The sequence below is a fragment of the Caballeronia insecticola genome (assembly GCF_000402035.1).
GTDB classification, from domain to species: domain Bacteria; phylum Pseudomonadota; class Gammaproteobacteria; order Burkholderiales; family Burkholderiaceae; genus Caballeronia; species Caballeronia insecticola.
On record NC_021295.1, the window covers coordinates 205,255 to 218,377 of the forward strand.

The 13,123-nt window shown below is 58.6% G+C and carries 13 protein-coding genes and 1 pseudogene; 8 read left to right on the forward strand and 6 right to left on the reverse strand.

Annotation, left to right across the window (positions count from 1 at the left end):
• Positions 1-79 precede the first annotated feature (79 nt).
• Together tnpB and tnpA are read right to left on the reverse strand one after the other, a co-directional pair.
• Positions 80-433, reverse strand: coding sequence for an IS66 family insertion sequence element accessory protein TnpB (gene tnpB / locus BRPE64_RS31320; RefSeq protein WP_044044164.1), 354 nt, complete (start codon positions 431-433; stop codon positions 80-82).
• Complete coding sequence (gene tnpA, locus BRPE64_RS31325; protein ID WP_044044165.1) at positions 433-906, reverse strand: IS66-like element accessory protein TnpA; 474 nt, start codon at positions 904-906, stop codon at positions 433-435. Before tnpA ends, tnpB begins: the two co-directional genes overlap by 1 nt.
• A gap of 5 nt (positions 907-911) precedes the next feature.
• Between tnpA and BRPE64_RS31330 the strand changes: the two genes are divergently transcribed.
• The 4 genes from BRPE64_RS31330 (at position 912) to BRPE64_RS31340 (ending at position 4,864) form a co-directional block, all read left to right on the forward strand.
• Positions 912-1,286 carry a TniB family NTP-binding protein gene (locus tag BRPE64_RS31330; RefSeq protein ID WP_051180616.1) on the forward strand — a complete coding sequence of 125 codons (375 nt, stop codon included), beginning with the start codon at positions 912-914 and terminating at the stop codon, positions 1,284-1,286.
• Complete coding sequence (locus tag BRPE64_RS32650; RefSeq protein ID WP_084675938.1) at positions 1,273-1,791, forward strand: TniQ family protein; 519 nt, start codon at positions 1,273-1,275, stop codon at positions 1,789-1,791. Before BRPE64_RS31330 ends, BRPE64_RS32650 begins: the two co-directional genes overlap by 14 nt.
• 305 nt (positions 1,792-2,096) lie before the next feature.
• Positions 2,097-3,830, forward strand: coding sequence for a phage integrase family protein (locus BRPE64_RS31335; RefSeq protein WP_044044166.1), 1,734 nt, complete (start codon positions 2,097-2,099; stop codon positions 3,828-3,830).
• Between the two features lie 218 nt (positions 3,831-4,048).
• Positions 4,049-4,864 carry an H-NS family nucleoid-associated regulatory protein gene (locus BRPE64_RS31340; RefSeq protein WP_044044354.1) on the forward strand — a complete coding sequence of 272 codons (816 nt, stop codon included), beginning with the start codon at positions 4,049-4,051 and terminating at the stop codon, positions 4,862-4,864.
• A gap of 621 nt (positions 4,865-5,485) precedes the next feature.
• Here BRPE64_RS31340 and BRPE64_RS31345 read toward each other — a convergent pair.
• On the reverse strand, positions 5,486-6,262 hold the full coding sequence (locus tag BRPE64_RS31345) for an SDR family NAD(P)-dependent oxidoreductase (protein WP_044044168.1): 777 nt from the start codon (positions 6,260-6,262) through the stop codon (positions 5,486-5,488).
• A gap of 122 nt (positions 6,263-6,384) precedes the next feature.
• Between BRPE64_RS31345 and BRPE64_RS31350 the strand changes: the two genes are divergently transcribed.
• The 4 genes from BRPE64_RS31350 (at position 6,385) to BRPE64_RS31365 (ending at position 11,460) form a co-directional block, all read left to right on the forward strand.
• Positions 6,385-7,350 carry a LysR family transcriptional regulator gene (locus BRPE64_RS31350; RefSeq protein WP_084675942.1) on the forward strand — a complete coding sequence of 322 codons (966 nt, stop codon included), beginning with the start codon at positions 6,385-6,387 and terminating at the stop codon, positions 7,348-7,350.
• Positions 7,351-7,639: 289 nt separating this feature from the next.
• Positions 7,640-8,797 carry a porin gene (locus BRPE64_RS31355; RefSeq protein ID WP_084675944.1) on the forward strand — a complete coding sequence of 386 codons (1,158 nt, stop codon included), beginning with the start codon at positions 7,640-7,642 and terminating at the stop codon, positions 8,795-8,797.
• Between the two features lie 134 nt (positions 8,798-8,931).
• Positions 8,932-10,305 carry an MFS transporter gene (locus tag BRPE64_RS31360; RefSeq protein ID WP_069915739.1) on the forward strand — a complete coding sequence of 458 codons (1,374 nt, stop codon included), beginning with the start codon at positions 8,932-8,934 and terminating at the stop codon, positions 10,303-10,305.
• Between the two features lie 90 nt (positions 10,306-10,395).
• Positions 10,396-11,460 carry a Gfo/Idh/MocA family protein gene (locus tag BRPE64_RS31365; RefSeq protein ID WP_044044169.1) on the forward strand — a complete coding sequence of 355 codons (1,065 nt, stop codon included), beginning with the start codon at positions 10,396-10,398 and terminating at the stop codon, positions 11,458-11,460.
• Positions 11,461-11,624: 164 nt separating this feature from the next.
• Here the strand turns inward: BRPE64_RS31365 and BRPE64_RS33570 are convergent, their stop codons facing one another.
• The 3 genes and pseudogenes from BRPE64_RS33570 to BRPE64_RS31380 all read right to left on the reverse strand — a co-directional run bounded on the left by BRPE64_RS33570 (position 11,625) and on the right by BRPE64_RS31380 (position 13,101).
• Entirely contained in the window at positions 11,625-12,200 is a 576-nt protein-coding gene (locus tag BRPE64_RS33570) for a tyrosine-type recombinase/integrase (RefSeq protein WP_044044360.1), read from the reverse strand.
• A gap of 280 nt (positions 12,201-12,480) precedes the next feature.
• Positions 12,481-12,693 (reverse strand): hypothetical protein, encoded by a 213-nt coding sequence (locus BRPE64_RS31375; protein WP_044044171.1) that lies wholly within the window; start codon positions 12,691-12,693, stop codon positions 12,481-12,483.
• A pseudogene (locus tag BRPE64_RS31380) lies at positions 12,693-13,101 on the reverse strand (hypothetical protein). Before BRPE64_RS31380 ends, BRPE64_RS31375 begins: the two are co-directional and overlap by 1 nt.
• Between the last annotated feature and the right edge of the window lie 22 nt (positions 13,102-13,123).

Genomic DNA, 13,123 nt, shown 5'->3' on the forward strand with positions numbered 1-13,123 from the left:
GCAACACCGCGCAGGTTTACGGAGATTTGTAACAGCCGGCCCAGCCGTTGTTTACCGGCAACGGCGGCGACACCGGAATTTAGCCCGTGTGGGTGTACTGCCGCGTGGGATGACGGCGCACCGCGTCGACATCGACGCCATCTAGCAGCAGGTGAAGCTGTTCGGTGGTGAACTCGATCACTGCCTGCTGACGGCGGGGCCATATCAAATGGTCCGCCTCGAGTCGCTTCATCAGGAGCCAGAAGCCAGCCCGGTCATAGAGCACAAGCTTCACGCGATCACGCTTACGATTGTGGAATGCAAAGACGGCTCGCGCGAACGGATCAAGTTGCATCGATTGCTCGACCACTGTCACCAGTGTATTCAGTCCGCAGCGGAAGTCGATTGGTTCGCGATGCAGGTAGATCCGCAGATCATCGTCAAAGCGGAACATCAACCCGCTCCCAACGCCACGATCATCGCCTTGACCAGTGACATGTCCTGCACTGAGCATTCCATATCGATCGCGACGCCATTGGGCAGTCTTACGGACAGGCGCGCTTGCGGCGGCGCCAACGTCGGCGCTGAGGGAGAATCGCGACGTATCGCCAACGTCGCCGTCGGCTCTGCCGCCTTCAGTGTCGCGTTCCCGATCGTAACCACGGGAACAAACGCAGAAGGTTCGGGCTCGCTCGTCCTCGGTGGATCGGCAACGACGCCTGCCTTGCGGTACATGTCGACCCACTTGCGCAGTTGGTTGGCATTCACTCCTGCCTTCAGCGCCAAACCGGCAAGCGACGCGCCAGGCCGCAGGCATGCCTCGACCAAGCGACGTTTCCCATCAGGATCGAATGATCGTTTGCCCTTTGCCGAAACGTGCGTCACCTTCAGCGGCAGAAACTCGAGGTCAATCGTGTCAGGCGTCATCGTCGTTGCGTCCGCAAGTCAAGTTTCTCGCCAACGACCTCCGTGCCAGCATCGTTCTCGTGGGTACCGACGACGCGGTAGTCGCCCTGCAGAGCGATACGCAAATGGTGAGCCGATTTACACCGTTCGAGATTCCGCGCTGGCACGAAAGCGATGCGTTTCGTCGGCTGCTGTCGGCGTTCGAACGCACATTACCGCTACGTCGTCCGTCTGATCTCGCGCTACGCGAGATCGTGCAATACGTCCTGGCTGCCAGCGAGGGACTCACCGGCGAAGTGTCGCGGATCTTGAACGCCGCTGCAGAACTGGCGATTCGTGACGGCAATGAATCGATCAATCTGCATCATCTCGAGCAGGTAACTTACCTTGCCGTCCATTAGTCTGCGTCCATGGCCAGTAGCGCCTCGCCCGTTCGACGATGAGGCCTTCGGGAGTTGGTTCGGGCGTGTCGCCAGCCGCTACCAGTTGAGCGTCATTCAGGCGTGGGCGATCAATCACCTTGGACCATTCCCGCCGTTGACGAACGCCGGATGGATCTTATTCCCTCCCCTACCTGCCAGCACGCTCAACGTCCTTGCCACGCTCGCTCGTTTGGACGTTGATAGTCTCATGCAGATTCAAACGCGACCTGACTGGCTGAAGGCCCGCTCGAAACTCCCGTACTGTTTTGTTTGCTTGACAGTTAATCCAGCCGATGTCTTCGCGCCACGCTGGAAAAGCCGGTGGCTCGATCCAGAAACCGTAGTGTGCGAGGAACACGGGACGGTGTTGGACCGAATTCCGATAGGACTTCCGAAACAAGCTCGAAACATGACGAGTCTGCTATCGCTCGTCAGCAAGTATCGACGTGTCATCGCTAGATCGAGGCTCGCTTGGCGGTATTAGCGGAATTAGCGTACCTATTAGCAAAATTAACGTACCTCAACAATTACTGAACAGCGCGGGCGTAGGTGCGCATATGAGATTGTGCAAGGGGCGTAGGACGAAGCACTTACATTCTTGCCACAACGCCCAGGAGCAAGCAAACCATCGACGATACGGCGACGGCTATTAACAACTTTAGTTGAAGTCCATTAACAACTTTAGTTGTGTGAGCGGCAACGTGCGACCATCAGTTTGGCTCGAATAGACGTCTGTTTAGATAACTCTTATTATCTTAATAGCCTAATTTTGAGGTTAAACTGGCGTGCATGAAAACGCGTCTGCCCTCCCCCGCGCCGGATGCCTCCCTGCCCGATCTTCCCGCTCAGCCCGAGTTGGCCGGGTTTCCGAGCGCCGATGAGCTGGCCGCGCTGCGCGCGTGGACCGCTGGCCTGTCCTCGCGTGAAGCGGTGCGACGCTTCTTGCCACATGAGCCGACGACGTCGGCCCGCGGCGCGATCGGTCGCATTCGCCGCCAGCTGATCAACCGGGCGCAGCAGGTCAAGCGCGCCGACCTCGCGGAGGTGCTTCGCCACCCTGCAGTGGAGCGTGAGCAGCACGCCCAAGCCGCGGCGCAGGCGATCGAAGCGCTTCGCCACGCGCGCCCTCCCGTGCCTGACATCGTCGACCCCGTCGAGCACTGGTTCTCGCCTCGCACGGTGCGCGCGCTGCACGCGTACGGCATCGTCACACTGGCCGATTTGACTGTGCGCATTCCGCGGCGGCGCCAATGGTGGACCGTCATTCCCGACCTGGGGGCCGCCAGCGCGAAAGCGATCGAAGCGTTCTTTGCGGCGTATCCTTCCCTCACCGAGCGGGCGCGTGCGTTGATCCTGTCTGAACCGCGCGGGATCGTCGTGCCGTGGGAGTCACTCAGCCTGCCGCATGAGGTCGATGGGTCGGCGGGCACTTTCCGGGCACCGACCGCCACCTGCACCCTCGATGCCGACAACGACTACCAAGCGGTCCAGTCGTGGCTCTCCTTGCAGGAGTCGTCCGCGACCCAGCGCACCTATCGAAAAGAAGCCGAGCGCCTGATCCTGTGGGCGATCGTTGAACGCGGCCGGGCGTTGTCGTCGCTGACCACCGAAGATGCAGTGGCGTACCGGACGTTCTTGCGCCGGCCGACCCCGCACGCGCGGTGGGTGGGGCCGTTGCGCCCGCGCAGCTCGCCCAATTGGCGCCCGTTCGCCGGCGCCCTGTCGGTGCGCTCCACGGCGCACGCGCTCTCCATTCTGAATGCGTTGTTTCGTTGGCTGATCGAGCAGCGCTACGTGTTGGCGAACCCGTTTTCGGGGGTCAAGGTGCGCGGCGCGGCGCGTGCGACGGCGATCGATGCCACGCGCGCTTTCACGGAAAGCGAGTGGCAGCTCATCCGGGTGATCGCTGACGGCCTCGAATACTCCTACGGCTGGTCGGCACCGGCCGCGCAACGGCTGCGGTTTCTGCTCGACTTCGGCGTGGCAACCGGACTCCGGGCGGGCGAACTGATAGGCACGACGCTGCGACAGATCGAGACCGATCCCAGCGGACTGCACTGGTTGCGGGTCACCGGCAAAGGGGCAAAAGTTGGCAAAGTCGCCCTGCCGCCCCTGGCCTGGAATGCGCTGACGACCTATCTAGTCGCCCGGCAATTGCCGGTCTCGTCGGGACGCTGGAATTTGAATACACCACTCATCAGCCATCTGGACTCGGACTCGAATCAGGCGATTAGCGGCGTTCGCCTCTGGGCAGTATTGAAACGGTTCTTTCGGCAAGTCGCTCAGGTGCTTGAAACGGATCACCCCCCTCTTGCCGATAAGTTGCGCGCGGCGACCCCGCACTGGATGCGACATTCGCACGCTTCGTTGGCGCTCTCCAAGGGCGCGGAACTCACGTCGGTTCGCGACAATCTGCGGCATGCGTCGGTGGCGACGACGTCAATCTACTTGCATTCGGATGACGTAAAACGCGCGCGTCAATTGACGGACGTATTCGGCGCGAAATCGTCAATCGAGAAGTAGTCACGAGTTCGAGAGCACATGAAAGCAGAAGCTGGCAAATGGACAGCGTAATCGCTTCGCTTCCGCAACTAAGCATTCGCCGTGCATCGACTTTAACGAGCGCGTTCGTGTTGTGGCTGACAAACTCATTCGGCACCGGCGCCGGGACTAGGCGTCGCAACATGTCTTTTATAAGGTGGGTGTGGCATAGTGCGACGATGGCCAATAAGGGGAAATCGATGGCTACGCTCAAAGCACTGCAAGACAAGATCGCCAAGCTCCAGGCGCAAGCCGAAGCGATCGCGAAGAAAGAGTCGTCGGCCGTCTTCGGAAAGATTCGTGATTTGATGGAGAAGCACGGTCTGACGCCGGACGATATCGCTGCCCATTTCCGTAAGCCGGCGGCGGGTCGCCAATCCACAGCCGCGACAAAAGCAGCAACGCCGCGCGTGGCCAAGTACGTCGATCCGAAGACCGGGGCGACGTGGACGGGGCACGGACGCGCGCCCGCCTGGATCGTCAATGCCAAGAATCGCGACACGTTTCTCGCCAGCACAAACGGTCGGCCGGCGTCAGTTGCTAAAACGAAGCCGAAAGCAGGCAACTACGTGCGCGGTCCGCAAACGCCGAAGTATCGAGATCCGATGAGCGGCGAGACATGGAGCGGTCGCGGTCGTGCGCCGGCCTGGTTGGCAGCGGCCAAGGATCGAACGCAATATCTGATCGAAAAGACGGTTGCGGCGGCAAAATCGGAGTCGGCGCCTGCCAAGAAAGCAACGAAGAAAGTTGCTGTGAAGAAGGCAGCGGCGAAAAAGACCGCATCCAAGACAGCGGCAGTGAAGAAAGCGTCGACCGCCAAGCAAGCGACGAAGGCAGCGACCAAACCAGCCTCGACTGCAAAGAAGTCCGCGCCGGCGACGAAAAAGACGACTGCTAAAAAAGCCCCCGTGAGACGTGTGCCGGCGAAGCAGATTGCGGCGACGAAATCGTCGGTAGTTGAAGCACCCACGCCCGTGGTCGAACCGAATGTATCGACCGAAGAAACTTCCGCGTAAGAGGCCGCTGCAATCAGCGTAATCACAACAAGCGCGGGCTCAACTGAGCCCGCTCTACTCGGATATTGACGATCGCAAAGGGCTTACTTGCTAGTCGGCAATCTGGGGCGGCGCACTGAACCCTTCGAAGATCCAGTGCGAAGCAAGCGTAGCGGACGAGCCATCCGCTCCAGCAAAACACGCTAGCGAACAGATCGAGACGTCGGATTAGCTGGTGCCCCTACCCTGCCGTGATGCTGACGTTCGGCGTCCCTCCCTGCGAAGCAGATCCCGTTCACGTCTTCTGCCGTTGAATGTTTCGCCTCCGTGAGTACGGGGCCTATGTTCAGCGAATGGGTCTTGCCGACCCACTGCCGCCGGTCCCGCAGTCATGAGTTCAACGACAGGTAAGGGAGTGGTCCGGTCATGCAAGTCTCCTTCTCAAGCAGGCCGTTGGTCCTCAACAAACGCTCAGGCGTTGCCTTTTTTTCCTGCCCTTCGAAGCATGGAAATGCATTCTTAATGCTTCGAAGGGTTGATCCTAATAGAAAAGAGTCCGCTTACACGGGCAAAAGCCACGCACCCGAAAGAGTCGCGACGTGGGAATAGCAGGAGATCGCCAGCGGCGTTCTCGTGTTGGACTTATTTTGCATCTGTCGGGTAGGTGGCTATCGGTGCAAGCTGAGCGCCGCCCGCGACATAGAGCGTCTCGCCCGTGACAAACCCGGATTCTTCCAACGCAAAATAGGCTACAGCGCTAGCTACGTCTTCTCGCGTCGCGAGACGCTGAATCGGGGTGCGGGCGATGGAATGCCGTGCGGCATGAAGCTGTTCCTCAGGGGTGCGCTTAAGAAGGCCCAGCCCAGGCGTGACGGCAATGGAACCAGGGGCAACAGCGTTGGCCGTGATGCCGTATGCGCCGAGCTCACGCGCCCAGGACACTGTCAATGCCTGCAAGCCTGCCTTGCTGGCGCCATAGGCAGGCATGCCACCGGCAAGGTAGTTACGCGAGGTGATTGCGACGAGCCGCCCATATTTTTGCGACTTCATGTGCGGGATGATCGCACGGGTAATCAGGAAAGGTCCCTTGAGGTTCACGTTGACGATGCGGTCGAACACGTCTTCTTCCATCTCGCAGTTGTCTTCGCGAACGAGAACGCCTGCGTTGTTGACGAGAATGTCGATGCGACCGAGGCGTTCGATGACTTCCGCCACGGCTTTGCGAACAGAGACGTCGTCAGTAATGTCCACCTCAACGCCGATTGCGCCGCCTCCCATTTCGTTGGCCAGAGCGGCACAGACTCGGCCGTCTAAATCGGCGAACACGATTTGATTTCCATTGTTCGCCAGCCGTTGCGCAATGGCCCGGCCCACTGCGCCCGCAGCGCCGGTAATGAAGGCGACTCGCTTGGATTCCATTGATTGTCTCCTGTTGGAACGTCGAAAAAGTAGCGCAATCATGCCGGGATGGAAGCCACCGAAAAAGGCTTGTACACTCACACTAGCTATGAACTAGCGGCACAAGTGGGGGATTGAAGGCAATGACCGCCGATCGTTTTCGGGAATTTGAGACATTCGTTTGCGTGGTTGAATCCGGCAGTTTCTCTGCTGCTTCACGCAAGCTGGACTGCACACCTTCGGCTGTGAGCAAACTCATCGATCGTATGGAGAATCGGCTTGGTGTCCGGCTTTTGCACCGCACTTCGCGATCGTTGGCTCTGACGCAGGACGGTAAAAACTTTCATCAGGCGGCAATTCGCGCGCTTGAAGCGATCAACGATGCCGAAGGTTCACTGATGCATGCCGATGCGCCGGTGAGTGGGCTTCTTCGTGTTCACACAACCCTCAACTTCGCGCAACAGCAACTTGCGTTGCTCCTGCCGGAATTTCTCGAAAAGAATCCCGCACTGCGCCTCGAATTCATACTTCATAGCGACGCGGTCGACCTAATTGCGGCCGACATTGACCTGTCCCTGCAGGTTGGACCCGTGACTAATCCCTCATTGGTCGCCAAACGTATCGCCACGACGCGCTGGCTCTTGTGCGCATCGCCGGGATATCTTCGAAGGGCCGGAGTGCCGAAGTCACCCGCTGATCTGGTAAACCATAACTGTCTTAACTTCCTGCCCCAGACCTACCGAAGCGTTTGGCCGATGGGAGCGCAGGATGATGCGGGAATCCGGACTTCAGGTATCACACGTTACGAGCTGACCGGCAACGTCGCGAGCAACTCCGACAATTTCCTGAAGGTGCTTGCTTGCCAAGGCATGGGCGTAGCACGTTTGGCAGCGTTTCACGTTGCGCCCGACCTACGCGCTGGAACGTTGCGCACGATCCTCGCAGACTGGCTACCGGAAGATCGCGAACCGGTGTTCGCAGTGTTTCAAAGCCGTCGCAATCTGAACTTGCGGGTCAAAGTCTTCGTGAAGTTTCTTGAAGAGCGTCTCGCAGAGGCCGCGGACTGGGGGCTTACGGAGTCGAGCGCTGACCGACTAAGCATTCGATAAGCCCATCGGTGCCACCCGGGCATGCGCGATAGGCCCGAGTTAGATTCTGACGTCACTGTTATTCCGCCCATTCCCGTTTCAGCACGGCTCGACGGGTGCCACCGGCGACCGTTAAAGCGAGTTTTTGCTTGCAAAAACGACATGAACTGTGCCGAGAGTTCACAGCTGCTATGAGCTTCGATGGCTGTTTCACTGACTCCAAGATCTGCATCATGCAATCACGACGCCACATATCGGCGCTCAAACAGATGCGACCAAGCATCGGATTACAAGATCAACGGAGACAGACATGCATCGAATCGGCCGCATGGCCGCCGCCACTGCATTTGCGGCAGGAATACTCGTCGGAGAACACGCTAACGCCACCTCTTCCGTAACGCTTTACGGAGTGCTCGACGATAGCTTGTTGTATGTGTCCAATGCTGGAGGCCATTCCAATTTTCAAATGTCCAGCGGCGGGCGCGGTAGCTCGAAGTGGGGCATGCTCGGCAGTGAGGATCTGGGCGGCGGAACGCAGGCCATCTTCAGGCTCGAGAACGGATTCGATACCAACACCGGCAAAGCCGGCCAGAACGGTGCGCTCTTTGGTCGATACGCAACGGTTGGCTTGACGAACGATCGGCTCGGCTCGATACAGTTGGGACGGTCCTACGAACTTCTTCCGCTATACCTCAATCCGCAAGCAGCGAGCATCACCTTCGGTGGCGGCCTTGCGACGCATGCGGGGGACGTCGACAACGTCTACGGAACCTATCAGCTAAACAACGTAATCCGGTACGAGTCCCCCAAGATTTTTGGCACGACGTTTGGCGCGATCTTTTCGCCAGGCGGAAGGCCGGGCAATTTTGCGAAGGGACGCGCCTACGAAGTCGGCTTCAAGGGTGACCAGGGCGGGTTTTCATATGCAGCTTTATACGCGAATATTAATAATCCAGCGACCACGCTCTGGTATGCCTCTGCAGATCCGGTTTCAGGAAGCGCGTTCACCAATCCACTAAGCAACACGGTCTACGCCGGCTACGCCTCGGCTGGCAACTATCAGGTCTACGGGACCACTCTAGCCTACACGTTCGGAAACTCGATGATTGCCACTGTGCTGACCAACACACGCTTTGGCGATGTGATCCGGACAGCCTCGACGCCTTTTGCCGGTACGCACTTCTTTCGCAACGCCGAACTGAGCTACACCTATCAGTTCACGCCCGCGTTTAATGTTGGCGTCGGTGCCGACTACACGAAGGGCGACGATGCCCACTACTGGCAAGGTAACCTTGGTGCGTCCTACCTTCTTTCCAAACGGACCTACGTGTACGCGGTGGTGGTTGCAGCGCGCGCGAATGGTATCGACTCAACAGGCAAACCAGCTGGTCCGGACCTTCTCGGCCAACCAGGTTCCACGTCACCAAATGAGTTCGCAACGCGCATCGGGCTTCGCCACACGTTCTGATCGGTTGCAGTTGAAACCGCCGGCAATCGACCCTTCGAAATGCTGGCCGACCAATCTCGTTCAATAATCGCAGGACTGGGTTCCAGCTGAGCCAACAGCGGAATCGCAACAGGTCAACTGGTAGGAGATTTTTCATGGATCGACCACTACGATCAATACGACTCGGTTCCGTCGACGTAACGGATGTCATCGACCGTGGGTCGATGAGCGCTGTCGCATGGCGTGTGCTCGCACTTTGCCTAATCGCGATGCTCGTGGACGGCTTCGACATCCAGGTCATTACCTACGTCGCGCCGGTCCTGACCCGCGACTTGGGCATTGAGCGATCACTGCTTGGTCCAGTGTTCTCGAGCGGTCTGGTTGAAACCACGCTCGGCGCATTCATATTCGGCTCTCTCGGAGACCGGCTAGGGCGAAAAAACGTACTCTGTGCGTGCATGCTGGTTTTCGCACTCTGTTCGCTCGGGACAATCACTGCGACGGGAATCAAAAGCCTGATGATCTGGCGATTCGTGTCCGGTCTAGGTCTGGGCGGCTTGACTCCGTTGACCGTGGCCTATGTTGCTGAATTTTGCCCAGGGCGCTACAAAGTGTCGGCGGCCATGATCACGACGTCCGGTTACGCGATCGGCGCTGCGGGTGGAGGACTTTTAGCCTCGTTCATGATTCCCATGTTCGGCTGGCAATCCGTGTTCATACTCGGCGGCGTCGCACCGGTCCTTATCCTCGTCGCGATTGCCGTCATGTTGCCTCAGTCCATCGTCGATCTCGCCCGTCGAGGCCGCTCGAATCTGGTTGCAAAGGCGATGACTCGGATCGCACCGACGATCTTAGTCGATCCGGCCGCTCCAATCAGTCTGGCTGAAAAGGCATCTGGCTTCCCAGTGCGACGACTCTTTGCTGAAGGCCGGACGCCACGCACGATCGTCCTCTGGAGCATGTTCTTCGCCAATATTCTGTCGCTCTACTTCATGGTGTCGTGGCTTCCAACCATCGCACACGGCTCGGGCATAGATTTGCCGGATGCCGTTCGCGCAGCGGCGGTCATGCAGGTGGGAAGCGTCTTGGGAACATTCTCGCTTGCTGCGCTCGTCCGCAAGTTTGACACCTTTGGGATGGTCGGGTTTGGTTTCGGTGCGGGTGCTCTTGCGCTGGTGCTTTTGGCGTTCGCCGGCAGTTCCATCACCTACTTCACGACAGTTGCGTTCTTCGCTGGCTTCTTCGTGATCGGAACACAGACGGGGGCGAATGCCGTGAGCGCGTTCGCCTACCCTCCGAGCCTTCGGTCGACCGGAGTTGGCTGGGCCTTGGGAATTGGCCGCACTGGCGCGATCATTGGACCGTCGCTCGGTGGCGCCTTGATGGCATTAGGCTGGCCAACTCGCGATCTCCTGCTTATAGCCGCCGGTCCTGCCCTGCTTGCCGCACTCTGTGCCTTTGCGATCTCACGCATGGTCGCGCGGGAAGCCGAAGTCCAAGGCACGGCCACCGCACAGAGCGCTGTTTAATCACATCGATCTAAAAGCAAAACCAAGAAATGCCGTACCGCACTATCAATGTGCGGTAGGCGGGAAACTTACGTTCTGGAGAAATCGACTATGCAATCCAAAGAGATACGAATTGGCATCATCGGCGCAGTACACGATCACTTTTGGCCCGTTTGGGGGAAAGGAGTCTTCTTTGAATTTCGAGACCATCCCGGAGTCAAGTTGATCGCAGCGACAGAAGAACATGTCGAGCTTCAGAATCGGTTGCGCGACGAACTTGGTGTCGAGCGAATCTACACCGACTACAACGAAATGCTGGAAGTCGAGCAACTCGACGCAGTGCTGATCGGATTGCCGAGCAACGCTAAAGTCGGGCCTGTTCGGGCCGCCGCAAAGAAAGGGCTGCATATTCTGATGGACAAGCCTTTGTGCACGACTATGGCCGATGCATGGGAGATGAAGAAAATCGTTGATGAAACGGGCGTCAAACTCGTTGTCAACTCACTGTCAATCTGGAAAGCCCCGCTTCGCAAAGGCTTTGACCTGATCACCGAGGGCGCGATCGGAAAGCCGTTTTGGGCGAAATGGCGTAATGCCAATGCTGGAACGGAAAAGGCCGGCGCGTCGAAATTTTTCACCGACTGGCTCTGGAATATGGAGAAAAACGGCGGCGGTATCCTGATCAACTACTGCTATTACGGCATCAGCTATCTGTGTCATGTTTTCGGGCGGCCCTCGAGCGTCTCTGCGATGGCAGGGCACTTCGTCAAAGAGCACATTCCGGTCGAAATGGAAGACAACGCGGTGGTCACGATGAAATGGCCGGGAGCGCTGGGTCAGGCCGAGGGAAGCTGGACCCAGACCGACGAAGGCCCCGACGAGGAAGTGGACCCGACCAACCGTGGGCTGATTGTCTATGGAACCGATGGAGTGCTCCGCACAAGCAGTAAAGGATACGTCGTTCTGGTGAACGCCTCGAACCCTAAAGGAAAGCGGATCGACTGCAGTTCGATTCCGGTCAAATTCAAGGACGGGGCGCAGCATTTCGTGAGTGTTATCCGAGGTGAATGCGAAGTGGATCCGTTGTGTAGTCTCGAACTCAATATCTTGGTTCAGGAGGTCTCTACCGCGGGATATCAATCGATACGCGAGAAACGAGAGATCGAACTGTCCTGAATCAAGCCAAAGCCTGGGTCCAGCCGGCCTATTGTTTGCAATAGGCGCGATTGTGCGTATCGCGACGGTCAGTTAGCGGAGTAATGCGGTCGTTCCAACGGGGGGTTCGCCCCTTCGCTGAACGGCTGGTCGTGGCCGACAAGCGCACGCTCGCCGGCCGCCGGCTAGCAAACCACCGTCTGTTCAGCCATCTCTAGCGCGTCGTCCACCTCGATCCCGAGGTATAGCACGGTGCTCTCAATTTTTGTGTGGCCTAGCAGCAGTTGGACAACGCGCAGATTACTGGTGCGTCGATAGATCAACGACGCTTTCGTGCGCCGCATGGTGTGCGTACCATACGCACTGTCATCGAGGCCGATCAGCGCGACCCAACGATGAACGATGCGTGCATACCGGCGCGTCGAGACGTGTGCCGAAGCGTGCAGCCGACTCGGAAACAAATAATCGGCGGGCTTCAATCCCCGCGCCGAAATCCAGGCAGAGACACTTTGACGAGTCTGCTCCGTGATTTCAAACTGCACCGGTCTATGCGTCTTCTGCTGCATGAAAGTCGTCCGAGCTACGACGTGACCTCCCAAGTAGACGGGCGGCAAGTCCGTTGCCCTGGCTTTTGGGCCCAGCCTTGGGGCTCCCGCCTCTGGGTCCAGCGCTGCTGCGCGCTTCAGTTCAGAGCGAAGGCGGCGATTCTCACGGCGATTCGCGGCCTTCACCTGGTGCTTGACACCGTGCCAGTTCACCATGCGCGCGCCGCGCAACCACCGGTGGTATCGGGCACCGCGGAACCCTTCGTCGCCGTGCTCGTGCAACAGATATGCGGTGGTTGCCGCAAGGCCTTGACCCAGCACGACACCACTTGCAATGAGCGGGTTATGCGGCATCATATGGAGCGCAACGGTGAGCGCTTCCGGTAGCGGGCGCAGTGTCACGTCCGCGGCATAGGTTCCAGCCAGCCACCCAGCAATGGGTGAGCTGACGCCAAAGAGCAACGTCGCCCTTTCCGCTTCGTGATTCCGCATCGGCCTAACTCCCGCTGCGCCTGAGGACTGCATCACATCGCCTGTCGAGCCACGTGGCCAAGATCTGTGCGTCGCGAGCCGCATCGACGCAATCGCGCTGCAACGCGCTGAGCAGCGCGTCGCGCGGCCAGTAGCTCATGCTTGGTGAGTTGAGAGCCGCCTGAATATCGGCGTCGACCCGCTCGATGGACTCAATCGGGTCGGTCAGGTCTGACATCACGAATCCTCCGTCAAGCGAGCGATCAGCGAAACGAGTTCGGGAGATGAGGCCGCGAGCAATTCCGCCGGCATAGCAGTACTTATTTCGGCGTCTTGGCATGCAAGGACGAGATCATTGAACTCGCCGGTCGTCGCCTGCTTCCGCATCAGGAAGAGCAGTGCGGCCAGCGGTGTGTGTGAAGTCGTCTGGCTGCGCTCAATCTCCGCGAGCCGACCGTTTAGTTCTTGCTGCTCAGCCCATGTTTCCATGCTGTCGCGAGCGGAGTCGCGCTGGCTATCGCGACTCATCGCCTTATCGCGAATGTATTTCGACAAATGCTTATAGCCCGCCAATGCTGCGGCCTCTTCGACCCTGCGGCGATCCTCCTCTGAAAAACCAGACTGGGATCGATTTGCCTGTGCTCATGCGTGGTTATGCCTGTTGTTGA

Bases quoted from the DNA above. Each gene is read 5' to 3' on its own strand.
- tnpB (WP_044044164.1), bottom strand. From the start codon at position 433: ATGTTCCGCTTTGACGATGATCTGCGGATCTACCTGCATCGCGAACCA.
- tnpA (WP_044044165.1), bottom strand. From the start codon at position 906: ATGACGCCTGACACGATTGACCTCGAGTTTCTGCCGCTGAAGGTGACG.
- BRPE64_RS31335 (WP_044044166.1), top strand. From the start codon at position 2,097: ATGAAAACGCGTCTGCCCTCCCCCGCGCCGGATGCCTCCCTGCCCGAT.
- BRPE64_RS31340 (WP_044044354.1), top strand. From the start codon at position 4,049: ATGGCTACGCTCAAAGCACTGCAAGACAAGATCGCCAAGCTCCAGGCG.
- BRPE64_RS31345 (WP_044044168.1), bottom strand. From the start codon at position 6,262: ATGGAATCCAAGCGAGTCGCCTTCATTACCGGCGCTGCGGGCGCAGTG.
- BRPE64_RS31350 (WP_084675942.1), top strand. From the start codon at position 6,385: ATGACCGCCGATCGTTTTCGGGAATTTGAGACATTCGTTTGCGTGGTT.
- BRPE64_RS31355 (WP_084675944.1), top strand. From the start codon at position 7,640: ATGCATCGAATCGGCCGCATGGCCGCCGCCACTGCATTTGCGGCAGGA.
- BRPE64_RS31360 (WP_069915739.1), top strand. From the start codon at position 8,932: ATGGATCGACCACTACGATCAATACGACTCGGTTCCGTCGACGTAACG.
- BRPE64_RS31365 (WP_044044169.1), top strand. From the start codon at position 10,396: ATGCAATCCAAAGAGATACGAATTGGCATCATCGGCGCAGTACACGAT.
- BRPE64_RS33570 (WP_044044360.1), bottom strand. From the start codon at position 12,200: ATGGTGAACTGGCACGGTGTCAAGCACCAGGTGAAGGCCGCGAATCGC.
- BRPE64_RS31375 (WP_044044171.1), bottom strand. From the start codon at position 12,693: ATGTCAGACCTGACCGACCCGATTGAGTCCATCGAGCGGGTCGACGCC.